Annotated in this window: 20 protein-coding genes and 1 riboswitch; of the genes, 12 read left to right on the top strand and 8 right to left on the bottom strand. The window is 66.2% G+C overall.

The genetic code is table 11. From position 1 onward, the window contains the following. Nucleotides 1–56: 56 nt before the first annotated feature. Nucleotides 57–1,058: an AraC family transcriptional regulator gene (locus BMI01S_RS18245; RefSeq protein ID WP_028231133.1), complete on the bottom strand. Its 1,002-nt coding sequence runs from the start codon at nt 1,056–1,058 to the stop codon at nt 57–59. A gap of 245 nt (nt 1,059–1,303) precedes the next feature. On the opposite strand from BMI01S_RS18245, the gene BMI01S_RS18240 reads away from it, so the two are divergent. The 10 genes from BMI01S_RS18240 to BMI01S_RS18195 all read left to right on the top strand — a co-directional run bounded on the left by BMI01S_RS18240 (nt 1,304) and on the right by BMI01S_RS18195 (nt 10,910). Beyond that, entirely contained in the window at nt 1,304–2,359 is a 1,056-nt protein-coding gene (locus BMI01S_RS18240; RefSeq protein WP_028212257.1) for a beta-keto acid cleavage family enzyme, read from the top strand. Nucleotides 2,360–2,500: 141 nt separating this feature from the next. Beyond that, nucleotides 2,501–3,832: an MFS transporter gene (locus tag BMI01S_RS18235; RefSeq protein WP_028231132.1), complete on the top strand. Its 1,332-nt coding sequence runs from the start codon at nt 2,501–2,503 to the stop codon at nt 3,830–3,832. A 58-nt stretch (nt 3,833–3,890) separates the two neighbouring features. Continuing rightward, the gene (locus BMI01S_RS18230; RefSeq protein WP_028212255.1) at nt 3,891–4,871 is read left to right on the top strand and encodes a quinone oxidoreductase family protein; all 981 of its coding nucleotides are present in this window, start codon (nt 3,891–3,893) and stop codon (nt 4,869–4,871) included. 10 nt (nt 4,872–4,881) lie between these two features. Then, entirely contained in the window at nt 4,882–5,730 is an 849-nt protein-coding gene (locus tag BMI01S_RS18225) for a TauD/TfdA dioxygenase family protein (RefSeq protein ID WP_028231131.1), read from the top strand. A 33-nt stretch (nt 5,731–5,763) separates the two neighbouring features. Then, nucleotides 5,764–6,324: an RBBP9/YdeN family alpha/beta hydrolase gene (locus BMI01S_RS18220; protein ID WP_028212253.1), complete on the top strand. Its 561-nt coding sequence runs from the start codon at nt 5,764–5,766 to the stop codon at nt 6,322–6,324. Then, nucleotides 6,311–7,027: a DsbA family oxidoreductase gene (locus BMI01S_RS18215; RefSeq protein ID WP_042290081.1), complete on the top strand. Its 717-nt coding sequence runs from the start codon at nt 6,311–6,313 to the stop codon at nt 7,025–7,027. Before BMI01S_RS18220 ends, BMI01S_RS18215 begins: the two co-directional genes overlap by 14 nt. Nucleotides 7,028–7,067: 40 nt before the next feature. After that, nucleotides 7,068–7,400, top strand: a complete 333-nt coding sequence (locus tag BMI01S_RS18210; protein WP_028212251.1) for a Rieske (2Fe-2S) protein — start codon at nt 7,068–7,070, stop codon at nt 7,398–7,400. A gap of 59 nt (nt 7,401–7,459) precedes the next feature. After that, nucleotides 7,460–9,091 carry a 3-(methylthio)propionyl-CoA ligase gene (locus BMI01S_RS18205; protein WP_028212250.1) on the top strand — a complete coding sequence of 544 codons (1,632 nt, stop codon included), beginning with the start codon at nt 7,460–7,462 and terminating at the stop codon, nt 9,089–9,091. 97 nt (nt 9,092–9,188) lie between these two features. Then, the gene (locus BMI01S_RS18200; RefSeq protein WP_028212249.1) at nt 9,189–10,379 is read left to right on the top strand and encodes a porin; all 1,191 of its coding nucleotides are present in this window, start codon (nt 9,189–9,191) and stop codon (nt 10,377–10,379) included. A 162-nt stretch (nt 10,380–10,541) separates the two neighbouring features. Continuing rightward, nucleotides 10,542–10,910 (top strand): BON domain-containing protein, encoded by a 369-nt coding sequence (locus tag BMI01S_RS18195; protein ID WP_028212248.1) that lies wholly within the window; start codon nt 10,542–10,544, stop codon nt 10,908–10,910. A gap of 232 nt (nt 10,911–11,142) precedes the next feature. On the opposite strand, the gene BMI01S_RS18190 is transcribed toward BMI01S_RS18195, so the two are convergent. Then, nucleotides 11,143–11,838: a DUF2182 domain-containing protein gene (locus BMI01S_RS18190; RefSeq protein ID WP_244145237.1), complete on the bottom strand. Its 696-nt coding sequence runs from the start codon at nt 11,836–11,838 to the stop codon at nt 11,143–11,145. A gap of 128 nt (nt 11,839–11,966) precedes the next feature. Then, nucleotides 11,967–12,731, bottom strand: a complete 765-nt coding sequence (locus BMI01S_RS18185) for a DUF899 domain-containing protein (protein WP_028212246.1) — start codon at nt 12,729–12,731, stop codon at nt 11,967–11,969. Between the two features lie 156 nt (nt 12,732–12,887). On the opposite strand from BMI01S_RS18185, the gene BMI01S_RS18180 reads away from it, so the two are divergent. Further along, nucleotides 12,888–14,108, top strand: coding sequence for a hypothetical protein (locus tag BMI01S_RS18180; RefSeq protein WP_028231129.1), 1,221 nt, complete (start codon nt 12,888–12,890; stop codon nt 14,106–14,108). Nucleotides 14,109–14,143: 35 nt separating this feature from the next. Beyond that, entirely contained in the window at nt 14,144–14,785 is a 642-nt protein-coding gene (locus BMI01S_RS18175; RefSeq protein ID WP_028231128.1) for a Vgb family protein, read from the top strand. A gap of 65 nt (nt 14,786–14,850) precedes the next feature. Here the strand turns inward: BMI01S_RS18175 and BMI01S_RS18170 are convergent, their stop codons facing one another. The 5 genes from BMI01S_RS18170 to BMI01S_RS18150 form a co-directional block, all read right to left on the bottom strand. Further along, the gene (locus tag BMI01S_RS18170; protein ID WP_028231127.1) at nt 14,851–16,791 is read right to left on the bottom strand and encodes a TonB-dependent receptor domain-containing protein; all 1,941 of its coding nucleotides are present in this window, start codon (nt 16,789–16,791) and stop codon (nt 14,851–14,853) included. A gap of 104 nt (nt 16,792–16,895) precedes the next feature. After that, nucleotides 16,896–17,077: riboswitch (cobalamin riboswitch) on the bottom strand. Between the two features lie 155 nt (nt 17,078–17,232). Beyond that, complete coding sequence (locus BMI01S_RS18165) at nt 17,233–19,497, bottom strand: xanthine dehydrogenase family protein molybdopterin-binding subunit (protein WP_028231126.1); 2,265 nt, start codon at nt 19,495–19,497, stop codon at nt 17,233–17,235. Next, on the bottom strand, nt 19,494–20,006 hold the full coding sequence (locus BMI01S_RS18160; protein ID WP_028231125.1) for a (2Fe-2S)-binding protein: 513 nt from the start codon (nt 20,004–20,006) through the stop codon (nt 19,494–19,496). Before BMI01S_RS18160 ends, BMI01S_RS18165 begins: the two co-directional genes overlap by 4 nt. Further along, nucleotides 20,003–21,277, bottom strand: a complete 1,275-nt coding sequence (locus BMI01S_RS18155; protein ID WP_028212240.1) for a c-type cytochrome — start codon at nt 21,275–21,277, stop codon at nt 20,003–20,005. Before BMI01S_RS18155 ends, BMI01S_RS18160 begins: the two co-directional genes overlap by 4 nt. A 180-nt stretch (nt 21,278–21,457) precedes the next feature. Continuing rightward, nucleotides 21,458–22,672: an MFS transporter gene (locus BMI01S_RS18150; RefSeq protein ID WP_028231124.1), complete on the bottom strand. Its 1,215-nt coding sequence runs from the start codon at nt 22,670–22,672 to the stop codon at nt 21,458–21,460. Nucleotides 22,673–22,963 lie beyond the last annotated feature (291 nt).

The following is a 22,963-nucleotide window of genomic DNA, read 5'->3' as shown; positions in this document are numbered from 1 at the left end:
GCGCCCTGCGCATCGGCAACCCCGCAACGACGCCGGCGCCCGGCGCCACCGCTACGTCATTTCAACTGACCATTGCGCCAGTCGCGCGGCGTCATGCCAAAGCGTGCGCTGAACCAGTTCGTGAACGAGCCCTGCTGCGCATAGCCGAGCAAATCGGAAACGCGCCCGATCGGATAGCGCGGGTTGCTCATGTAGCGCACGGCAAGCTCGCTGCGCACTTCTTCCACGAGCCGCGTGAAGCTCGTGTTGGCGAGGCCCAGCTGGCGCTGCATGGTGCGAACGCTCAGGTGCAGATGATCGGCCACCAGCTCGACGGTGGCCCGTTCCAGCGGCAGCAGCAGGTAAATCGCCTTGCGCACCTCCAGCGCGGTCGATTCGACGCCCGCGGCGTTGAGCGAATCGGCCAGGCTTTCCGCATAGCGCACCAGCTCCGGGTCGGCGGCGGGGTTCGGGTAGTCGAGATCGGCGGCCGTGCATACGATGCCGTTGAAGTCGCTGCCGAACTCCAGCGGACAGCCGAAGAAACGCCGGTGAAACGTGAGGCTTGGCGGTGCCCGATGAACGAAGTGCACGGCTCGCGGTTTCCAGTGTTCGCCAAGGAGCGCGCCGGAGTGGCGCGCGAGCACGGCAACCGCGAGCTCGATGGCCTGGTTCGTGGGAATGCCCGGATCGACCACCAGTTCCTCGCGGATGGTGACGGTCGCGCCCGTGTCCTCGACATGTACCGCGAGCGCTTCGTTGAGCAGGTGCCGGTATTCGGCGGCGGCGAGCAGCACCTCCCGCAGCGTGCGCTTGTGGGCGAGCAGGATGTTGACCACGCCGCTGCCGAACTTGTGCCGGGTCTCGGCCATTTGCAGCGCAAAAGTCGGGCACGATGCCCTTTCGGCGGAGCGTTCCAGCAGCAGGCAGGCAGCGGCGGCGGGAATGCGTTCCTCCGGGTTCGCGAGCGACGCGGCGTCGATTCCCACCTCGTGCGCAAGCTCGACCGGGTTCAGGCCCACGCGCCTCGCCACGTCGAAATAGCCGCTCATCGAGACCGAGCTGATGGTCGTTTGCATGGTCGTGTCTCCTTCATGTCGCTGCGCCGCGGCGACCCGTCAGCCCGGAATACATGGGCTTGGGCCTATATTGGTGTTAACGCCTGGTGGCGCCAAAAGATAAAACGATGGCGCTCAATCAGAAAAGTTTAGCGCAGGATTGCCGTATCGTGCATCTCAACGGATCAACCATGTCCCGAGCGGTATTCGAGGCGTGCTGCGCCCGGCCGACCATCGGAATACCGTCATCTATATTGGAGAACACGATGCAATTCCTCGACGATTCGCTGCACCCCGAGAACCAGGACAAGGTGGTGATCACCACGGCGCCGTACGGCCCGGAGTGGATGCCCGAAGATTTCCCGGAAGACATTCCGGTCACGATGGATGAACAGATCCAGAAGGCCGTGGACTGCTACAACGCGGGCGCGACGGTGCTGCATCTGCACGTGCGCGAACTCGACGGCAAGGGCTCCAAGCGCCTCTCGAAGTTCAACGAGCTGATCGCCGGCGTGCGCGCCGCGGTGCCGGACATGATCATCCAGGTGGGCGGCTCGATCTCGTTCGCGCCGGAAGACGAAGGCCAGGCCGCAAAGTGGCTTTCGGACGACACACGCCACATGCTGGCCGATCTCGATCCGAAGCCGGACCAGGTGACCGTGGCGATCAACACCACGCAGATGAACATCATGGAGCTGCTCTACCCCGAATACCTCGCGGGCACGTCGCTCTCCAACCCGGCGTTCATGGCCGCGTATAGCGAAATGACGGTGCCGGCCGGCCCGGCATGGGTCGAAGAGCATCTGCGTCGCCTGCAGGCTTCGGGCATCCAGCCGCACTTCCAGCTCACGGGCATCCACGCGCTCGAAACGCTCGACCGCCTCGTGCGCAAGGGTGTCTACAAGGGCCCGCTGAACCTCACGTGGATCGGCATCGGCGGCGGCTTCGACGGTCCGAACCCGTTCAACTTCTTCAACTTCGTGCACCGCGCCCCCGATGGCTGCACGCTCACGGCCGAGTCGCTGCTCAAGAACGTGCTGCCGTTCAACATGATGGCCATGTCGATGGGCCTGCACCCGCGCTGCGGCATCGAAGACACGATCATCGACCAGCACGGCAACCGCTTCACCTCGGTGCAGCAGATCGAGCAGTGCGTGCGCGTGGCGCGCGAGCTGGGCCGCGAGATCGCCACGGGCAAGGAAGCGCGCGAGATCTACCGCATTGGTGTGCAGTACGAAACGGTCGAGGAGACGCTGGCAGCGAACGGCATGGCGCCGAACCGCGCCGCCGGTGTGAAGAACCTGCCGCTGCGCGCGGCGTAGCGACGCGCGGCGTAGCGACGGGCGGCGTAACGACGAACGGGTCCGGCGCGTGCCGGACCTCGAAACGGGTGGTTGGCGCTTGCCGGCGGACCTGAGAGAACAACGAACCCGACGCAGATCGGGGTGCCAAGGAGACAAGACATGCACATGCATGCCGCGCCCACTGCGGGCGAATTGACGAAGAGCGAATCGAACGTGCGCGTTTATGCGTGGGTCGTGTTCGCCTTGACGGTGGGCTTGCTGCTTTCGGACTACATGTCGCGACAGGTCCTGAATGCGGTTTTTCCGCTGCTCAAGACCACGTGGAATCTTTCCGACACCCAGCTGGGCTCGCTGAGCAGTGTGGTCGCGCTGATGGTGGGCGTGCTCACGTTCCCGCTCTCGGTGCTCGCCGACCGCTGGGGCCGTGTGAAGAGCATCGTCCTGATGGCGGCGATGTGGAGCATCGCTACGCTCGGCTGCGCGCTCTCGACGAACTACGGCGAAATGCTGCTTGCGCGGGCCTTCGTCGGGATCGGTGAAGCCGCCTATGGGAGCGTGGGAATCGCAGTTGTCCTGAGCATTTTCCCGGTGCGGCTGCGCTCGACGATCACCGGCGCCTTCATGGCGGGCGGCGCGTTCGGTTCCGTGCTCGGCATGGCGCTCGGCGGCGCGGTGGCGGCGCACCTGGGCTGGCGCGCGGCGTTCGGCGCGATGGCGCTCATGGGGATTGTGCTCGTCGTGATCTATCGCGTCGTCGTTACCGAGAAGCGGATCGCGGCGCTTCAGCCGGCGAGCGTGAGCCGCGAGGCGCAAGGTCTTGGCATGCGTATTAGCCTGCGCACGCTGCTGAAGGGCCTCTTTTCCACGCGTTCGGTCGTTTGCGCGTATGTGGGCAGCGGCGTGCATCTGCTCGTGCCGGCGGCCGTATGGAGCTGGCTGCCGAGCTTCCTGAACCGTTACTACGGCATGGCCACGGGCAAGGCCGCCGTAACCGCAGCGTTGTTCGTGCTCGTCACGGGCGTGGGCATGGTGGTGTGCGGCAACCTCGCGGACCGCTTCAGCAAGGAAAACGGCGCGCGGAAATGGAGCATTGCGATCGTGTACTGCCTGCTCTGCTTCGCGTTCCTCGCGATCGGTTTTCGCATGCCCGCTGGCCCGGCGCAACTCGTCGTGATCGGCGCGGGGATGTTCTTCTGCGCAGGCGCGGCGGGCCCTTCGGGCGCGATGGTGGCGAATCTCACGCCGCCCGCGATCCACGCTTCGGCGTTCGCCACGCTCACGCTGGCGAACAACCTGCTCGGCCTCGCCCCTGCCGCGGTGCTGACGGGTGTGGTCGCCGACCGCATCGGCCTGCTCGGCGCGCTGCAACTGGTGCCGTTCGCGCCGCTCGTGGCCGCAATCGTCTTCCTGATCGGCCGGCGCAACTACGCCGCAGATCTGGACCGCGTGAACGCCCTGCGCGAGGAAGCGGGCGCGCCAGCGCAACGATGAATCGGATTTAGTTCTGAGCCAGTCTGGCTCAGCTTGAGTAAAGGATAGGAGATTGAACATGGCGAAAGCAGTGCGCTTTTACGAAACCGGCGGTCCCGAAGTCTTGCGCTACGAAAGCGTGGAAGTGGGCGAGCCGGGCCCCGGTCAGGTTCGCCTGCGCCATGAGGCAGTCGGTCTGAATTTCGCCGACACGTACTTCCGCTCGGGCCTGTACCCCGTGCCGCTGCCTGCGGGTATGGGCGTGGAGGCCGCGGGCGTGGTCGAGGCGGTCGGCGCGGATGTGATCAACGTCGCGGTGGGCGACCGCGTGACCTACACGGGCTTCATCAACACACTCGGCGCCTACAGCACCGAACGCCTGATCCCGGCGGCACCGCTCATCAAGCTGCCCGACGCGATTTCGTGCGAAACGGCAGCCGGCATGACGATGCGCGGTCTCACCTCGTCGTACCTGATGCGCCGCATCCACGACTTCAAGGCCGGCGACACGATCCTGCTGCACGCCGCGGCCGGCGGTGTCGGCCTGATCGTCTCGCAGTGGGCGAAGCTGCTCGGTCTCACGGTGATCGGCACGGTGTCGAGCGAGGCGAAGGGCGAGGTTGCCCGTGCACATGGTTGCGACCACATCGTCTATTACAACCGCGAAGACGTGGCGAAGCGCGTGCGCGAGCTCACGAACGGCGTGGGCGTGAGCGTGGTGTTCGACAGCGTGGGCAAGGATACCTTCGAAGCCTCGCTCGATTCACTGAAGCGCCGCGGTCTGATGGTTTGCGTGGGCACGGCTTCGGGTCCGATTCCGCCGTTCAATCCGCAGATCCTCGCGATGAAGGGCTCGCTCTATCTCACGCGCCCGGCGCTGGCGGACTATATCGCCGATCCGGCCGAGAAAAACGAGCTTGCGGGCGAACTCTTCGGCCACGTGGCCGCCGGCCGCATCAAGATCGAACTGAACCAGCGCTATGCGCTGGAGGACGCGGTGCAGGCGCACCGCGACCTCGAATCGCGCAAGACGACGGGCTCGTCGGTCTTCGTCATCTGAGGAGCGCAGCATGCAAGTCGAACAACTGACTTATGCCATCGGCGCCGAACTGACCGGTGTGAACCTCGCCGATGCCGTTCACGACGACGGGCTCTTTGCCGAGATTCGCGCGGCGCTGCTCAAGCACCGCGTGCTGTTCCTGCGCGACCAGAACATCACGCGCGCCGAGCATGTGGCATTCGCGCGCCGCTTCGGCGAGCTGGAAGACCATCCGGTCGCGGGCAGCGACCCGGAGCACCCGGGCCTCGTGCGCATCTACAAGAACCCCGAGCAGCCCAACGACCGCTACGAAAACGCATGGCACGCGGACGCCACGTGGCGCGAGGCGCCGCAGTTCGGCGCGGTGCTTCGCTGCGTGGAGTGCCCGCCCGTGGGCGGCGACACGATGTGGGCGAACATGGTGCTCGCCTACGAGAAGCTGCCGGAATACGTGAAGGCGCAAATCGCCGACTTGCGCGCGCGCCACAGCATCGAGGCGAGCTTCGGCGCCGCCATGCCGATCGAGAAGCGTCTTGCGCTCAAGGCGCAGTATCCGGACGCGGAACACCCGGTGGTGCGCACGCACCCGGAGACGGGCGAGAAGGTGCTGTTCGTGAGCGCCTTTACGACGCACTTCACGAACTTTCATACGCCGGAGCGCGTGCGTTACGGGCAGGACGCGAATCCGGGCGCGGGCGACCTGCTGCGCTATCTCGTGAGCCAGGCCTATATTCCGGAGTACCAGGTACGCTGGCGCTGGAAACCGAACAGCATCGCGATCTGGGACAACCGCAGCACGCAGCACTATGCGGTGATGGACTACCCGCCATGCCACCGCAAGATGGAACGCGCCGGCATTATCGGCGACAAGCCGTACTGACGCCGTTTTGAAACAGGCAGGAGACCAAATTCAATGTCGTACGAGAACAAGCCGACCATCCTGATGGTTCCGGGGTTGCGCGATCATGTGGCGGAACACTGGCAAACGCTGCTGGAGCGCAAGCTGCCCAACGCGGCCTCGGTGCCGCCGCTGGAGCATGACAAGCTCAGTTGCGCGGCGCGCGTGGCCGCGCTCGACGCGGCGCTCGCGAAGATCGACGGTCCCGTGATCCTCGTCGCGCATAGTGCGGGCGTGATGATCACGGTGCAGTGGGCGCAGCGGCATAGCCGCAAGATTCACGGCGCGCTGCTCGCCGCGCCTGCCGACCTCGAAACGCCGCTGCCCGCAGGCTACCCGGACTTCGAATCGCTGGCCGGGAACGGTTGGCTTCCGATTCCGCGCAAGCCCCTGCCGTTTCCGAGCATCGTGGGTGCGAGCCGCAACGATCCGCTTGCGCGCTTCGAGCGCGTCGAGACGATGGCGAGGGACTGGGGCAGCCGCCTCGTCGATCTGGGTGAAGTCGGTCACCTGAACCCCGCTGCGGGTTTCGGTGAGTGGCCTATGGCCGAGACGCTGATCGATGAACTTGTCTGACCAAAAGTGGGTGGCGCAGGCGAGCGATACGAGCGAGCGCCCCGTGCTGACGATCGAAGCGTTCTTCGACTTCATCTGCCCGTGGTGCCTGATCGGCAAGCGCAATCTGGACGCAGCCGTATCGCGCTTCGCCCAGTCGCGGCCCGAAGTGAAGGTGAAAGTGCAGTGGCGCTCACATCAACTGCTGCCGTGGACGCCGCTCGACGGCATGCCGTATCAGGCGTTCTATCGCGACCGGCTGGGCAGCGACGAGGCAGTGGCGGCAAGGCGCGCGCAAGTGCAGCAAGCGGGCCGCGACGCGGGCGTGGCATTCGCGTTCGACCGCATCGAGGTGCTGCCGAACACCGCCGCGGCGCATGATCTCGTCGCGTTCGCCGCGAGGCGCGGCACGAGCGTGCAGAGCGCGGCACTGATCGACCGCCTGCTCACCGCCTACTTCATGGAAGGCGAGAACATCGGCGATTACGCGGTGCTCGAGCGCCTTGGGCTCGAATGCGGGCTTGAGCGCGAAGCCCTCGCGGCGCGACTGAGCGCATCGAGGCGCCTGGCCGACCCGACGGGCCAGCGCGTGGAAGAGGCGACGCGAGCCAACCCGCACGTGAGCGGCGTGCCGTATGTCGTGTTCAACACGGTGTATTCGCTGTCGGGGGTGTACTCGCCTGTGGCGATTGCGAGCGCGATGGCGCTGGCGGTCGACAGGTGATGCGAACGGAAGTGGACCGATGGTAGTGGAGGGGAAGGGAATGTCACGAGAAGTAGCCGTTGGCACGTTGGATGAACTCGCGCCGGGCCAGCGCAAGCTGGTCTTCGTCGATGGCCGCAGCATCGTACTGTTCAACATCGCCGGCGAGATTCACGCGGTCGACAACTCGTGCCCTCACAACGGCGCCTCGCTCGCGAGCGGCGCGCTCGAAGGATGCATGCTGCGCTGCCCCGCGCACGGGCTGCGCTTCGATGTGCGAACGGGATGCATGCCCGGCGCCGGTGGCCTCAGCCTGACGACATTCCCGGTGCGGGCCGAGGGCGGCAAGCTGGTTGTGAGCGTCGCGGATTCGGCGGCCTCCAGCCAGGCATAATACGGTATTGAATTTGGGTTCGCACGCGAACAAACAGTAGTCATTTAGGATAGCAAACCATGCAAGGTCTGATGATGGAGCAGCCGCTCCTGGTCGCTTCGCTTCTCAAGCATGCAGAACGCCATCACGGCACGCGGGAAATCGTCTCGCGCCGGGTGGAAGGCGATATTCACCGCTACCGCTACCAGGACCTCGCCCAGCGCGCGCGCCGCATGGCGAATGCGCTTTCGAGCCTCGCGATCGCGCCGGGCGAGCGCGTGGGCACGCTGGCATGGAACGGCTACCGGCACATGGAGCTGTACTTCGCCGTGTCGGGCTCCGGCGCGGTGCTCCACACGCTCAATCCGCGGCTGCACGCCGATCAGCTCGTCTACATCATCGAGCATGCGCAGGATCGCGTGATCTTCTTCGATCTCACGTTCCTGCCGTTGATCGAGACCGTCGCCCCGCGCGTGAGCAGCCCGACATTCTTCGTCGCGATGACCGATCGCGAGCACATGCCGCGCAACCATGGCCTCGGCTCGCGGCTGCTCTGTTATGAAGACCTGATCGAAGGACACAAGGCGGATTTCGAGTGGCCGCTGCTCGACGAAAACAGCGCCTCTTCGCTGTGCTATACGTCCGGCACGACCGGCAACCCGAAAGGCGTGCTCTACAGCCACCGCTCGACGCTGCTGCATACCTACGCGGCGGCGCTGCCCGATTCGCTGAACTGCTCGGCGCGCGACGCGATCCTGCCCGTCGTGCCGATGTTCCACGTGAACGCCTGGGGGCTGCCGTACATCGCCTGCATGGTCGGCGCGAAACTCGTTTTTCCGGGTCCGGCGCTCGATGGGAAGTCGCTGTATCAGTTGATCGAGGAAGAGCAGGTCACGCTCTCCGCTGGTGTGCCGACGGTCTGGCAGGGGCTGCTCTCGCACGTCGAATCGATCGAGGGATCGTTCTCCTCGATGCGGCGCACGATCATCGGCGGCGCGCCTTGCCCGACCGCGATGACCCAGGCATTCCAGAAGCGCCATCACGTCGACGTGCTGCACGCGTGGGGCATGACGGAGCTGAGCCCGGTGGGCACGGTGTGCAGTTTCAAGGCGCACCAGTCGGAACTGCCCGAGGATGCGCGCTATGCGCTTCAGGCGAAGCAGGGGCGCTCGGTATTCGGCATCGATATGAAGATCGTCGACGCGGCGGGCAACGAACTGCCGTGGGACGGCATCGCGGCTGGCGACCTGCTGGTGCGCGGTCACTGGGTCACGCGCGGCTATTTTGGCGGAGATTACGCATCGCCGCTGGAGGATGGCTGGTTCCCGACCGGCGACGTGTCGAAGATCGACCCGGACGGTTTCATGCAGATCGTGGATCGCAGCAAGGACGTCATCAAGTCGGGCGGCGAGTGGATCAGTTCAGCGGACATTGAAAACGTCGCGAGCCTGCACCCCGAGGTCGCAACGGCGGTGTGCATCGCCGCGCGCCACCCGAAGTGGGACGAGCGCCCGCTGCTGCTGATCGTGAAGAAGCCGGGCGCAGCGCTCGAAGCGAAGGAACTGCTTGCGTTTTTCGAGGGTCGCGTGGCGAAATGGTGGACACCCGACGCCGTGCTGTTCATCGATTCGGTGCCGATCGGCGCGACGGGCAAGGTTCTCAAGAACCAGTTGCGCGATCAATTCGGCGGCCATTATTTGCCGGCTTGCTGAAACGGCAACCCGGTCACAGCGTTTCATTCAGGTAAGACTCAACAGGTAACACCAAAAGCCGCCGGGACCACCGGCAGGCACCACACGGAGAGAGACAATGAAATTGAAGTTCGGCAGCGTGGCAGCGCTGGTTCTGTTCGCCAGCGCAGCGCATGCGCAATCGTCGGTGACGCTCTATGGCGTCGTGGACTCTGGTTTGCTTTACCAGAGTACGTCGGCACAGCATGCCTTCGCGCCGAAGACCGTGGGCGGCAAACTGTTCAACGGAGATGCAGGGCATCTGTTTGCGCTCAAGGACGGCGGCATTTACTCGAGCATCTTCGGTTTGAAGGGCACGGAAGACCTTGGCGGCGGATACGCGGCCAACTTCAAGCTCCAGGGATCGTATAACAGCTCCAACGGGCAGACGGGATTAAACAGTTCAGCAACTGCGGCCGCGATTTTCAACCAGGTCACCACCATTGGTGTGTCGGGGCCGTTCGGCAAGATCGACTTCGGCCGCCAGTTCGCACCGATGGCCTACGCGATGGCCGAAACGGACGTGCGCAATGCGCAGTACTTCGGCAGCACGCTGACCGCGTGGCTGACCATGAACACGATGTCGGGCTGGGCGGGAAACAACACGAACGCCCAGATTGGCGCGCTCTATGACGACAATGCGATCGTCTACAATTCGCCGTCGTTTTACGGTTTCTCTACCGCACTCGAGTACGCGCCCGGCGGTGTGGCAGGGCAGATGCAGGGCGGTACGCGCGAGTCGGCCATCCTCAAGTATGCGGGCTTTGGCCTGAACGCCGATGCCGTCTACTACAACGGTCACGATGCGAACCCCTACGCGTACTCGAGCCCGCCGACTGCCACGCCGGCAACCGGCCTGAACAACAACCGCTTCGTCTACTTTGGCGCGAAATACACGTGGCACGGTTTCTCGGTTTCTGGCTCGTTCGCCAACGGTCGCAATCCGGCCAACACGAATGGGGCGCCCAAGCCATTTGCTGTCTCCGGTGATTTCGACATGTGGACGGGCGGCCTCGGCTACCGGTTCTCCCCGGCGCTCGAGGTCACGTCGGGTGTCTACTACCTGAAGGACAACCGGAACAACTCGAACCAGTCGACCGCCTACGCAATCGGCGCCGACTACGGCATCTCGCGGCGCACGATGGTTTATGCCCAGGCCGGTTACGTGTCCAACCGCGGCCAGATGAACCAGGAGCTCATTTATGGGACGCCTGTGGCCCCGGGCAAGAACACTACCGCGGTCAACATCGGCTTGCGCCATACCTTCTAAATCGCGTCCGGCCGGAATATCGCTCGTTCCCGCAGTGGCACGCCCCGGCGCAGTCTGCCGACGGCGTTGTCTACTGCTCAGTCAGGTAATTTCAGTCTGTCGGCGTGATAGCCGGTCGGATAACAGCGTTTCACGGAGCAGCAGTAACCATTGGAGTACGGAATGAACACACTTACCAAGACCCTCGGCCTTGCACTCGTCACGCTGCTCACCGCGGCGTCCCTGAACGCGTCGGCCCAACCCGAGGCCAGCGCGGCTAGCGCTGCAGCCGCGGCGGCGACCAGCAACCCGGCATCCGCTACCCCCAGCAACACCAAGCTGCGGCGCGCGGTGTATAAGGCGATCGTGAAGCACAAGGAAATTCAGGGCGGCAGTATCGGCGTCAGCGCCAAGAATGGGGCGATCACGCTGTATGGCACGGTCACGGATGCCGCGCAGGTCGACCGGGTCGCCGAGATCGCCAGGGGCGTTCCCGGCGTGACTTCGGTGACGAACAAGCTGACGGTTCAAAAGCCTTTGGGCGGCATGTGAGCTGCAACAGAAAGCGCGGGGCACGGCAAGGCCAGGGCTGTGGTCGAACCGTGTTCCGCCTGACAGTGCGGAGGCGTCTTCCAGTTCGCCTCCCGCTGCTTTATCCGGACTGCTAATCACAGTCCGGATCGTCGATCAGGCTCGTGTGCAGGCGCGAGTCTGGGGGCGTGAGGTTCGGCCGTAGAGTCGGAGCGTTTTATCGCCGTTTCGTGGGTGCGGAACGGCGATTTTTTTATCCCGCCACCGCCCGCACGACCATCGCTACTCCCAACGCAACCGCAGCAACCCCGATCCCCCGCGCGAACCGCCCGCCGGCGCGCAAGGGCACCCACCGCTCCCCCGCAATAGCCGCAGCGACCAACGCCATCGCAGGCCGATCCATCACGCCCGCTGCAAGAAGCGCCGCCATCAAATTTCCGCAGCAGCACACACAATGCCTCCCCAGCCTCAAGCCGTGATGCAGTGCCGAGCGTAAGTCGACCCGCGCATCCCCGCACGACGGCGCACTGCCGCAGCATGCAAGCCACCGCGCTTTCCATGCAGAGAACTGCAACACGCCCGCAATTGCGACCACAACACCGGCCAGGGCTGGCGCGGTATGCGCCAACGCAGGCGCTTCTACGGCTAGCGCGGCAAGCTGCGCCCCCACCGCGAACACTAGCACCCCAACCACGAGCCAGACCAGGAAATAACCCGCCCCCACGATCACGGTCATCGCACCCGCACGTGCCGCGCCTCCATCGTCCGCCGCTTCGAAAAACCGCCACAAGGCCGGCGCCATGGCAGGCAGCATCATCGCGACCATCATCACGTTCCACATGCCGGCAAACGATACGGCGGCGTCGAACCAGGTGCGTCCACACATGGGTGTCCAAAGCGCGGACATCGTCCAGCCGCCAGGCATCGGCGTGCCGCCCATCGCGTCCATCGACGCACACCACACATACGTTGCCGCCGCACTCGCCGCGAATAGCAGCGACGAGACGCAGAAGAAAACCGCACGCGGCGCGCCTTCGCGCCGCCGTACCGTCATGCCGACGTTATCCATGATGATCCTCAAGCCTCGGCGTACTCGTCATGCCGGTGCCACCAGATACCGGCCTCATTGCGCCCCCTGGGCGCGCGGTCGAGCCACTGATACATGCCCCACAGGCCGTCCAGGCCTCGCGCATAGGTGGAGTAGGTGTGATAGACCACGCCGTCTTCCAGCACGAACGCGCTCATGCCCGGACGGTCGCGCGTGTAGGTGGCCGCGTCGGTGCCGCAGCTCGCCGCGAACTCGGCGACGGGCGCGGGCGGCGGTGACATGTCCATTGCGTGGCCGCTGCGCGCGTAGTTGTATTCGATGTCGCCCGCGCGCTGCTGCGCCGTGGTGAACGCCACGTTGAAGTCGAAGTTGAAATCGTTGCCGCTCGAAGAGGCCCACGGAAAACGCCACCCCATGCGCTTGCGGTAGGCCAGCAGCTTCGCGAGCGGCGCGCGCGACACGGCCATGAGCCTCACGTCGTGATTCGCGAGGTGGATGGCGATCCCGTCGAAGCCATCCGCGATCGAGGAGCACGACGGACAGCCCGCCGCGTAGTCCGGCCCGAACATGAAGTGATACACGAGAAGTTGCGAGCGCCCCTTGAAGAGATCGGCGAGCGTGGCGCCGCCATCCTCGGTTTCGAAGCGATACGTCTTGTCCACGCGCACCCACGGCAGTGCCTGGCGCTGTTGCGCGAGCGCGTCCGCGCGCCGCGTGTGCTCCTTCTCGGCCGCGAGCAGTTCGATACGTGCCGCAAGCCAGTCTTCGCGTGTTCCTGTGGTATGGGTTGCCATTGCCTGGTGCTCCTATGCATTGAGTGTGGTGGCCGCGTTAGTCAAGCAGCGCCTTCGGGGCCGTCTTGCGATCGATGATTCAACTGATCGCCGTGTTAGATTAGGTCCGGTCGGCAACGCAGGGGGAGTGACAAGTGTGGCGGGATTCGCATGAGCATGGATTCGCTGATCACGGCTGCGGCGCACGCGCTCGCCGCCGGTGACCCGCTCGGCGCCCTGAACCGCGTCGCTCTGCGCGAGGACGCGCCCGCGCTCGCGCTGCGCGGCATCGCCATGGCGCAGCTCGGCGACCTCGCGCGCGCGAAGGCGCTGTTGCGCGGCGCGGCGCGCGCCTTCGGCTCGCGCGAGGCCGTGGCCCGCGCGCGCTGCGTCGTCGCCGAGGCTGAAATCGCGCTCGCTTCGCGCGATCTCGGCTGGCCCACCGATACGCTCGCTGCGGCGCGGCAAACGCTCGAAGCCCATGGCGACCGCCTCAATGCCGCGCACGCGCGCTACCTCGAGATTCGCCGTCTGTTGTTGATCGGGCGGCTCGACGAGGCGGGGGGCATGCTCTCGGAAATCGTTTCGGCGCCGCTGCCGCCTGCCTTGCGCGCGTCCCACGAACTCATCGCCGCGGGCATTGCGATGCGGCGCATTCGCACGCAGGACGCCCGCCGGGCGCTGGCCGAGGCGGCGCGCGCGGCGCGCGAGGCGGGCATTGCGGGGCTGATCGCGGAGGTGGAGAGCGCCGCGCTGCTGCTGAACGCGCCGGCGGCGCGCCTGATCGCGCGGGGTGAGGAACGTGCGCTGCGGCTGGAGGATGTCGAGGCGCTGCTCGCCTCGCGCTCGCTCGTCGTGGACGCGTGCCGCTACGTCGCGCGCGAAGGCGCGACGGTCATCGAACTCGCAAGACGCCCCGTGCTGTTCGTGCTCGCCCGCGCGCTTGCCGAGGCGTGGCCCGGCGACGTGCCGCGCGACGCGCTCATCGCGAGCGCGTTCCGCACGAAGCATGCCGACGAAACGCATCGCGCGCGCCTGCGCGTGGAAATCGGCCGGCTGCGCACGCTGCTGCGCGAGCTGGCCGACATTCGCGCGACCCAGCAAGGCTTCGCGCTGGCGCCGCGCAACGCGACCGAGGTGGTGGTGCTGGCGCGCCCCGTCGAGGAAAAGCACGCGGCCGTGCTGGCGTTTCTCGCCGATGGCGAATCGTGGTCGAGCTCGGCGCTCGCGGTGGCGCTCGGCGCGAGCCAGCGCACCGTGCAGCGCGCGCTCGATTCGCTCGCCGCGGCGGACAAGGTGCAGTCGTTCGGCTATGGCCGCGCGCGCCGCTGGACCACGCCGCCCGTCCCCGGATTCGCGACGACCTTGTTACTCCCCGCCCCGCTGCCGGGCGATTAGTATGGACGCCTGAGCCTTCAACCCAGGAGGGAATCATGAAACGTTCGACCGCCGAGGTGATCCGCGAGTACGGCCCGTTTCCGGGCATCGACAAGGTGGGCGGTGTCACGTACGACGGCAAGCAGGTCTGGTTCGCCACAGGCGAGCGCATCGCGTCGCTCGATCCCGGGAGCGGCAACACGCTTCGCTCGATCGACGTCACCGCCCACGCGGGCACGGCCTTCGACGGGCGGCATCTGTTCCAGATCGCCGAGGACCGCATCCAGAAGATCGATCCCGAAACGGGCCGCGTGCTCGCCACGATTCCCGCGCCGGGCGGTGGCGGCGACTCGGGGCTCGCATGGGCGGACGGCACGCTCTGGGTCGGGGTGTATCGCGAGCGCAAGATCCATCAGGTCGACCCGCAGACGGGCGCGATTTTGCGCACCCTCGAATCGAACCGCTTCGTCACGGGCGTGACGTGGGTGGATGGCGAGTTGTGGCACGGCACCTGGGAAGGCGACGAAAGCGACCTGCGCCGCATCGACCCCGGCACGGGCGAAGTGCTGGAGCAGCTCGACATGCCGCCGGGCACGGCCGTGTCGGGGCTGGAGTCCGACGGCGGCGAGCAGTTCTTCTGCGGCGGCGGGAACAGCGGAAAGATTCGTGCGGTGCGGCGACCAAAGCGCGAAAGCTGAGCACGCAGCAAATTCAGCGGGCGAGTGTGCCATCGGCGCGGACTCGCCCGCTCGCGCTCAACATGTCAAAACGTGTAGGTCACCTTACCGAACGCCGTCCGCCCCAGCGAGTTGTACCCGTAAGCCGTCACGTACTGCCGGTTGAACACATTCGCTAGCGTGGCCGAAAGCGCGAGATGCGCGTTGACCTTGTAGGAGGCGCGCAGGCCGACGGTCATCCACGAGGGCAGGTAGATCGTGTTGAGCTGGTCGTCGAACGTCGAGCCGTTATACAGCAGCGAAATGCCGGTGCTGAGCGCGTGGAGATGGAACTCGTCCCACGTGTGATCGACGCTCAGGCTCGCCGTCTGGCGCGGGCGGCGATTGAGCCAGGTCTGATCGGTCACGTCCTGCGGATTCAGAATGCCGACCGTGAGGCTCACCGGCGTGTACTGCCCGAGCGTGCCCTTGTACGAGAAGTCGATGCCCTGTATGTGCGCGCGCCCCACGTTCACGGGCAGGAAAGTCTGCGAGTTGTAGGTGATGAGGTCGTGCACGCGCGTGTCGTAGACGGCCGCCGTGAAGGTGCCGATCGAGGTGACGGCGTCGAGCGCGGCCTCGACCGAATCGCTGCGCTCGGGCCGCAGGTCGGGGTTCGAGTAGGTCGGATAGTAGAGGTCGTTGAACGTGGGCAGGCGGAACGCGTTGCCATAGGAAACGCGCGCCGTGTAAACGGGCGTGATCGCCCACGAGAGGGCGACGTTGCCCGTATTCACCGACTGCCCCTGCACGATCTCGTGGCGCCCCGCGAGAAACAGCGTGAGCGCCCCGAGCGTGGTGGACTGGTGCATCGACACGGCGGAATCGTTGCGCGCGGGCAGGCCGCCCGGTATATCCACCGGCAGGAACGCCATCTCGCGCGTGTAGTCGTAGGCGAGCTTCGTCTCGCCTTCCAGCGGCATGCCGAAGAGCGTGTGCCCCCTCTCCTGGTGCGTGACCGACGTCGAGGTGGAGAAGCGCGTCGAGTCGATCTCGTCGGTCGGGATCGTCGGGTCGTTCGAATAGAGGAACTGACGATCCGTCGCGTAGCCCACGGACTGATCGAACTGCGTGGTCGGCGTGATGTCGAGATGGAACGCGAGGCCGGTCGTGAGCTGGTTGTCGCGCTGGCGGTTATTGCCGCCCAGGTTGTCGTACGAGAGATCGGAGCGGTGGTAGAGCGCGAAAGTCGAGACCGACCAGTTGTCGTGCGCGTAGCCGAGGCGCGCGTCCAGGTTCTGGGCGTGGTACGGGTTACGGCCGTCTTCGTGGCCGAAGGCCCAGGGCTGCGTCGCGTCGATCCCGGCCGTGTTGTAGTCGTGCAGGCCCAGCGAATACGTGAGGCCGCTCAACGCGGAAAGCGGCCCGGTAGAGGGGATCGTGCCCGAGGTGCGCAACTGCGTGTCGAAGGTGCTGTTCGTGCCGCCGCCGAACGAGACCGTGGTCTGATTCGGCTGATTCGACGCGTGGCGCGTGAAAAGCTGCACGACGCCGCCCACGGCGTCGGCGCCGAACGAAGCGGCCGCGGGACCCGAAATCACCTCGACACGGTCGAACGAGGCGGTCGGCAGATCGGCCCATTCCGCGATGCCCGTGGTGGGCGAGCCCACGCGTATGCCGTCGATGAACACAGGGACCTGGCTCGCCGACGACCCGCGTATGCTCACGCCCGTATAGGCGCCCGGGCCGCCGCTCTGGGAGACGGTGACGTTGGGGAGCGTGGCGAGCGCCTGCGTGATGCTCGGCTCGATGGGGGAGAGCCGGTCGAGATCTTCGCGCGTGAGCACCTGGGTGCTCGCGTAGCGCTGGTCGAACGATTGCGGCAGACGCTGTGCGTCGCCGACGACGAGGATGTTGGGCAGCGTGGCGTCGTCGCCTGACTGCTCTTGCTGCTGCGCCTGCGTGGGCGATGCAACGCCTGCGGCATGCGCGGCTTGCCATGCGCACGCGAGCACGGCGGAGGTAAAGACGAATTGCTGGAACTTCATGAGGCGATGGCTGGAAACAGCTCCTGAACACGGGCTGTCCTCGCAACGGGCGACCGCCGCTTCATGGCGGTGCTTGCGCATTGGGGCACCCCGCCCGCTGCGGCTGCTGGACTCGGCTGATGGCAGGTCTCCTGGCTCGCGGGTCGCCGTCCGATGCCGGCCTTCCCGGTTTCCCAGTGGCCCTGTCTGGCATGGACTCGCCGCTCACAGTTGCGGGGGCAGCCGCAGTCTTTCACTGCGTTCCCTTTTGATCCCGTCGCCGGGAACCATCAGCGCGCAAGGGTAATCGGCGTGCATCGCGCGCGTCAACCTTTCGTGCGGGAAGTGTGGCGAAAAGGCGCCTCGCCGCGCAGCTCGAATGGATCGTGCGGCGTTTGCACGCTGGACGGCAAGCGCTAGCCGTGTCGCCCGCGCCGCGCCGTGCGGGCCGAAATCCACGCGTCAGACCTCGATGAGCTTTCTCAGCGTGTCGCCGGCGAGCGGCATTTCGCGCACGCGCTTGCCCGTGGCGTCGAACAGCGCGTTGACGAGCGCGCCCGCCGTGGGGCCCATCGACGCCTCCGCCGTACCGAGGAACGGCGCGCCTGGCCGGTCGATCAGATGGACCTCGATGCGCGCCGGCACGGACGAAAAGCGCAGGATCGGGTATGTGCCCCAGTCGAAGCTGCGAATGCGGTGCGTGTCGTAGCGCAGTTCTTCATGGAGCGTCCAGCTTGCCGACTGCACGATGCCGCCTTCGATCTGGTTGCGCACGCCATCGGGGTTCACGACCTGGCCGCAATCCACGGCGGCCACCGCCTGCTCGAGCTTCACGAGCCCCGTCTCGGGCTCCACTGAAACTTCGACCGCAATGGCGACATAGCCCATCAGGTTCTTGTACTTCGCGAACGCAAAACCCACGCCGCGATTGCGCGCGCGCGGCGCACGCGGCCAGCCGAACTGCTTCGCCGCAAGCCGGATCACGTCTTTCGCGCGCGAATCGTCGAGATGGCGCAGCCGGAACTCGACCGGGTCGATGCCGGCCATATGCGCCAGTTCGTCCATCACGCTCTCGATGGCGAACACGTTGGTATGAGCGCCGAGCGAACGCATTGCCGAAGTCTGCAAAGGCATGGTCGACGAAAAGTGGTTCATCACCTCGATGTTCGGCAGCGTGTACAGCGGAATCGCGTTGCGGTCGCCGCCGCCCTCGGGTTGCAGCATGGGCGTGGACGGCGCGGAAACGAAAGGCTTTTCGAGCATGCGCGCCGGCAGCAGGCGCCCAGCGTTGACGATGCGCTCGTTGTGCGAGCTGCTCCACAGCGCATAATGCCAGTCCACGATCTTGCCGCTCGCGTCGATGGACGCCTTCACTTCCGTCACCATGGCCGGCGTGAAGTGATCCCACGTGTGTTCCTGCTCGCGCATCCATTGCACTCGCACGGGATGCCCAGGCATGGCGGCCGCGATCAGCGCGGCATGGGCGGCGGCGTCGTCCGCGGCGTTGTGGCCGTAGCAGCCGGAGCCTTCGGCGTGGATGCAGCGCACGTTCTCCTTTTGCATCGACAGCATTTCGGCCAGCGCGTCGCGCAGCGGATAGACGCCCTGCGAATGGGTCCAGACGGTGAGCTGGTTCCCATCGAGATGCGCAACGGCACAGGACGGGCCGATCGAGCCGTGCAGCAGATAGCGCTTGATGAAGCGTGCGTTGACCGTTTTCGCGGCGGGCGCCATCGGCGCATGGTGATCCGCGATCTTGATCTGCTGGGTGGCGATCTGCTTGAGGTCGCGATGCACCGTTGCCGGGTCCGGCAACGCGCGCCCCGGCGACCACTGCGCGCTGGCCGAGAGCGCGCGCTGCGCGACCACGGCCTGCCATTCGCCTTGCGCGACCACGGCCAGCATGCTGCCGTTGCGCACGATCCGCACGACGCCGGGCATCTTCGTGATCGCGGCTTCGTCGTACGCGAGGAGCTTCGCGTCGTACACGGGCGGCATCACCACGCGTGCATGCAGCATGCCGGGCAATTGCATGTCCTGGACGTAGCTCGCGCCGCCCGTGACTTTCGACGGGATGTCGAGCCGCGGCAATGCCGTGCCGATGGTCCGGAACGTCTTTGGGTCCTTGAGCGGAGAGCTGGGGCTCGCACTGCGATGCAGATCCACGAGGCCAACGGCCTCGCCGTAGGTCATCGTGCGGCCGTCCGGGGCGTGAATGACGGCGTCGCTGGCAGCGAGCGCACTGGCATCGACGCCGAAGTGCTTCGCAGCGGCATCTACCAGCAGGCCGCGCACCTGCGCGGCGGCATTGAGCAGCGCGCTGCCGCTGTCGGCCATGGTATGGCTGCCGGCTGTGAGCCCCTCGTCCGGCGACGCACCCGTATCGGCCGTGCGGAACGTAATGAGCGAGGGGGCCATGTCCAGCTCTTCGGCGGCCACCTGGAGCAGCGCCGTGCGCACGCCGGTGCCGAGCTCCACCTTGCCGGTGAACACGGTGACCTTGCCCTCGGGCGTGATCTTGATCCACGCGTCGAGGAACGGATTGGTCTTGAGGCTGCCGGCAAGTGCCTGGGTGTCCTTGCCAATGTGCACGGCGGCGCCTTCATCGGCGATGACTTCCTGGGCGAGCGCATCGGTGCCCTTGACCAGGCTGAACGCGACGAAGAGCGCGCCCGAAATCATGAAGTGGCGGCGGCTCTCGTCGATCGGATCGTCGTGGGGGCTCATGATGCGGTCTTCGCGGCGGGGACGGGTTGCGCGGCCGGGGCGCCGGACTTCGGCGCAGGCAGGCCCGCGACTTCGCGGATGGCCGCGAGAATGCGCATGTGCGTGCCGCAGCGGCACAGGTTGGGCTCCATGTGCGAGCGCATTTCGTGCTCGGTCGGATGCGGGTTGCGTTCGAGCAGCGCCTGCGCGCGCATGATCATGCCCGCGATGCAGTACCCGCACTGCGCCGCCTGATGCTTGATGAACGACTGCTGCAGCGCGCCGGGATGTTCCGCGCTGCCCAGGCTTTCGAGCGTGCGCACGCGCCGCGTGCCGATCGCGCCGACGGGGACGAGGCACGAGAAGGTCGCCTCGCCGTCGACGATCACCGTGCAGGCGCCGCATTGGCCGAGCCCGCAGCCGAACCTGGCGCCGTGCAGCTCGAGGTCGTTGCGCAGCGCGTAGAGCAGCGGCGTGGAAGGGTCGATATCGAGCGCGTGCTGGACGCCGTTGACGTTGAGTGAAATCATCGCGCACTGTTCTCCTTTCTGAGCCTGGCGACGAGCGGTTCGGCGTCGGGCCAGGCCGGCTTCGTCGACCAGGCGCCCCGCACCCAGGCGACGAGGTCGGCAATCTGGCGATCGTCGTAGACGCCGGAAAACGCGGGCATGTAGTTCGCGGCGTCCTCGCCGTGCCACGCAATGCCGTTGAGGATCATCTGGATGGCGTTGCGCGGCGTTCCCGCGTTGACCGCCGTGCTGAACGCGAGCGTGGGGCGCTCGCCGATCGTCTGCATCGGCGAGCCGGTGCCGTGGCATTGCGCGCACGAAGCGTTGAAGAGCACGGCGCCGCGTTGCGCGGCCGGTGACGCTGCGCGGCTCGCGACTGGCTCGACGGCGCGCGGCGCGCCCTTCTGAAGCGAGAGGACGTAGGTCGCGATTGCCTCGACGTCTTCACGCGGTACGGTTGCGAGATCGCGCGTGACGGGAAGCATCGGGCCTGCCGCGGCGCCGTGTTCGGAGGCGCGGCCCGTGCGCAGGTAGGTGACGAGCTGCGCCTGGGTCCATGGCCTCGCCGCCCCGTCGAGCGCGTTCAGCGGCGGCGCTTCCCAGCCGTCCACGATGCCGCCGTCGAACGCATGACCGGCTTTCTCTGCGCCAATCGCGTTCAGCGGCGAATGGCACGAGGCGCAGTGCCCGAGGCCATCGACGAGCAGCTTGCCGCGATTCCACCGTGCGTCGTGCGAGGCGTCCGCCTCGCGCGGCCCCGGGCGCAGGAAGAGCAGGTTCCAGAAGGCCACCGGCGGCCGGAAGTTCAGCGGGAAGATCAGCCGGTTCGCGGGCGCGATTGCGTGAACGGGTTCGCGGCTCATCAGGTAGGCATAGGCCGCGGCGATGTCGTGGTCGGACATGCGCGTGAAATGCACATACGGGAAGGCGGGATAGAGCAGATGGCCGTCGCGCGAAATCCCATGGCGCACCGCGCGCGCAAAGGCAGCCTCGGACCAGGCGCCGATGCCCGTCTGCGGGTCGGGCGTGATGTTGGTCGCGTAGATCGTGCCGAACGGCGTGACGAGCGGCAAGCCGCCCGCGAACGGGCGGCCGTCCTTCGCCGTGTGGCAGACCACGCAGTCGCCGAGCGCGACCACGCGCGCGCCGTCGCGCTTGAGTTGTGCATCGAAGCTGTCCGGCGCGGGCGGCGCGACGGGGGCGATCGCGGGCTCGTACAGGATGGCAACGGCGATTGCAATGGCCGCCATGACGGCGCCTGTTACGCCGATCCAGATGCGTTTGCGATTCATGCGTGTTCCCGATGCGAGATCAAGCGCACGGTCCCGGGCGCGTTGGCGGCGACCTGAAGATCTGGAGGGCAGTGCGAGTGGGACATGGTCGGATACCTGGTGCTGATGCAACGGTTGTGACCCGAGGTGATCACCTGCTGCACGCCATGCCCGACGCGCAGCCGTGCTGGCGATGCGCGCTCACGTTCCGCCGTGCGCACGTGCACGGCCGATGAACCAGTAATGGACGAAGGCAATGAGCGGGAACGCAAGGGCGACCCCGGCCACGAGCGTCCAGCCGCCATGCTCGTACAGCGGGCTTGCCAGCGCCGAGCCGAACGCCCCGCCCACGAAGATGCTCGTCATGTAGAGCGCGTTGAGGCGGCCGCGGCTCGCGGCGTGGAGCGCGTAGATTTCGCGCTGGCCGAGGACCATGTTCATCTGCGTGGCGAAGTCCAGCACGATGCCCGTCACGACGAGGCCATAGACGCCGAAGGCCGGATGGGCGAGCGCCGGCGTATAGGCCAGCGTGGCCGCGGCGAGTGCGACGATGGTGGCCCGCACGGAGTGGCCAGCGTCTGCGAGGCGCCCCGCGACCGGCGCGGACGTGGCGCCGATTGCGCCCACCAGCGCGAAGAGCGCGATGGCTGACTGCGAGAGGCCGTAGTGGCGCGTGAGCTCGATGGGCACCGCGGTCCAGAAGAGGCTGAACGAGGCGAACACCATGCCTTGATAGAGCGCGCGATGGCGCAGAACCGGCATGGTGCGTACGAGCTGCACCAGCGAGCCGATGAGCTCGAAATACGTTGCCTGATGCCCGGGCTGCCGGCGCGGAATGGTGAGCGCGAGAACGGCGGTGACGAGCGCCATGAGCGCGGCGGCCGCGGCGAAAACGAAGCGCCAGCCGAAGTGATCGGCAACGAGGCTCGAAAGCGGACGCGAAAGCAGGATCCCGAGCAGCAGGCCGCTCATGATCGTGCCGACGATACGCCCGCGCGCATGATCGGGGGCGAGGTGCGCGGCGAGCGGGACGAGAATCTGCACGGCGACCGAGCTAAAGCCGATCAGCAACGAGAGGGCAAGGAACCAGCCAGGCGAATGCGCGAGCGAGGCGGCCGCGAGGCTCGCGATCGACACCAGGGCGGTCGTGATCATGAGCTTGCGGTTTTCGAGCAGGTCGCCGAGCGGCACGATGAAGAACAGACCCAGCGCGTAGCCGATCTGCGTGAGCGAGACGATGAGACTCGCCGAACCGGCAGACATATGGAGCGACGGGCCGATCAATTCGGTGATCGGTTGCGCGTAATAGAGGTTTGCCACGATCGCGCCGCAACTGAACGCGAACAACGCGATGAGACCCTGGGTGAGCTTGATGGCCTGCTTGCTGCCGCCAAGCGTGCTCGCGGGTGAAGACATGATGGCTCCTTGAACAAAATGGTCACGGTGACGGAGCGGCCCGATAGCGGGTGCTACATCTCCCGTGCCGTTCCGGTGTCGACTGGGCACAGCTTATGCACCTCGCGCCTGCCGTGGAATCCACCCGTGACGCAATCTCACGTTGCATGCAACGCAACGTAAGGATCGCGATTCCTGCAGCCGGCGCGATAGCCCGCCATTCGGCAATGCGTTTGCCTCCAGGTGTCTTCGTGACATTCAGAAGGTTGTCATGGCGAGCCTGAAAAATCTTGAAATCTGGCGTAACTGTTC

Source organism: Paraburkholderia mimosarum LMG 23256 = NBRC 106338 (assembly GCF_000739815.1).
GTDB classification, from domain to species: domain Bacteria; phylum Pseudomonadota; class Gammaproteobacteria; order Burkholderiales; family Burkholderiaceae; genus Paraburkholderia; species Paraburkholderia mimosarum.
This window is presented reverse-complemented; position numbering and strand designations above follow the sequence as displayed.

Excerpts from the sequence above, each read along its gene's own strand:
- BMI01S_RS18245 (WP_028231133.1), bottom strand. The coding sequence starts at position 1,058 with ATGCAAACGACCATCAGCTCGGTCTCGATGAGCGGCTATTTCGACGTG.
- BMI01S_RS18240 (WP_028212257.1), top strand. The coding sequence starts at position 1,304 with ATGCAATTCCTCGACGATTCGCTGCACCCCGAGAACCAGGACAAGGTG.
- BMI01S_RS18235 (WP_028231132.1), top strand. The coding sequence starts at position 2,501 with ATGCACATGCATGCCGCGCCCACTGCGGGCGAATTGACGAAGAGCGAA.
- BMI01S_RS18230 (WP_028212255.1), top strand. The coding sequence starts at position 3,891 with ATGGCGAAAGCAGTGCGCTTTTACGAAACCGGCGGTCCCGAAGTCTTG.
- BMI01S_RS18225 (WP_028231131.1), top strand. The coding sequence starts at position 4,882 with ATGCAAGTCGAACAACTGACTTATGCCATCGGCGCCGAACTGACCGGT.
- BMI01S_RS18220 (WP_028212253.1), top strand. The coding sequence starts at position 5,764 with ATGTCGTACGAGAACAAGCCGACCATCCTGATGGTTCCGGGGTTGCGC.
- BMI01S_RS18215 (WP_042290081.1), top strand. The coding sequence starts at position 6,311 with ATGAACTTGTCTGACCAAAAGTGGGTGGCGCAGGCGAGCGATACGAGC.
- BMI01S_RS18210 (WP_028212251.1), top strand. The coding sequence starts at position 7,068 with ATGTCACGAGAAGTAGCCGTTGGCACGTTGGATGAACTCGCGCCGGGC.
- BMI01S_RS18205 (WP_028212250.1), top strand. The coding sequence starts at position 7,460 with ATGCAAGGTCTGATGATGGAGCAGCCGCTCCTGGTCGCTTCGCTTCTC.
- BMI01S_RS18200 (WP_028212249.1), top strand. The coding sequence starts at position 9,189 with ATGAAATTGAAGTTCGGCAGCGTGGCAGCGCTGGTTCTGTTCGCCAGC.
- BMI01S_RS18195 (WP_028212248.1), top strand. The coding sequence starts at position 10,542 with ATGAACACACTTACCAAGACCCTCGGCCTTGCACTCGTCACGCTGCTC.
- BMI01S_RS18190 (WP_244145237.1), bottom strand. The coding sequence starts at position 11,838 with ATGGACGCGATGGGCGGCACGCCGATGCCTGGCGGCTGGACGATGTCC.
- BMI01S_RS18185 (WP_028212246.1), bottom strand. The coding sequence starts at position 12,731 with ATGGCAACCCATACCACAGGAACACGCGAAGACTGGCTTGCGGCACGT.
- BMI01S_RS18180 (WP_028231129.1), top strand. The coding sequence starts at position 12,888 with ATGGATTCGCTGATCACGGCTGCGGCGCACGCGCTCGCCGCCGGTGAC.
- BMI01S_RS18175 (WP_028231128.1), top strand. The coding sequence starts at position 14,144 with ATGAAACGTTCGACCGCCGAGGTGATCCGCGAGTACGGCCCGTTTCCG.
- BMI01S_RS18170 (WP_028231127.1), bottom strand. The coding sequence starts at position 16,791 with ATGAAGTTCCAGCAATTCGTCTTTACCTCCGCCGTGCTCGCGTGCGCA.
- BMI01S_RS18165 (WP_028231126.1), bottom strand. The coding sequence starts at position 19,497 with ATGAGCCCCCACGACGATCCGATCGACGAGAGCCGCCGCCACTTCATG.
- BMI01S_RS18160 (WP_028231125.1), bottom strand. The coding sequence starts at position 20,006 with ATGATTTCACTCAACGTCAACGGCGTCCAGCACGCGCTCGATATCGAC.
- BMI01S_RS18155 (WP_028212240.1), bottom strand. The coding sequence starts at position 21,277 with ATGAATCGCAAACGCATCTGGATCGGCGTAACAGGCGCCGTCATGGCG.
- BMI01S_RS18150 (WP_028231124.1), bottom strand. The coding sequence starts at position 22,672 with ATGTCTTCACCCGCGAGCACGCTTGGCGGCAGCAAGCAGGCCATCAAG.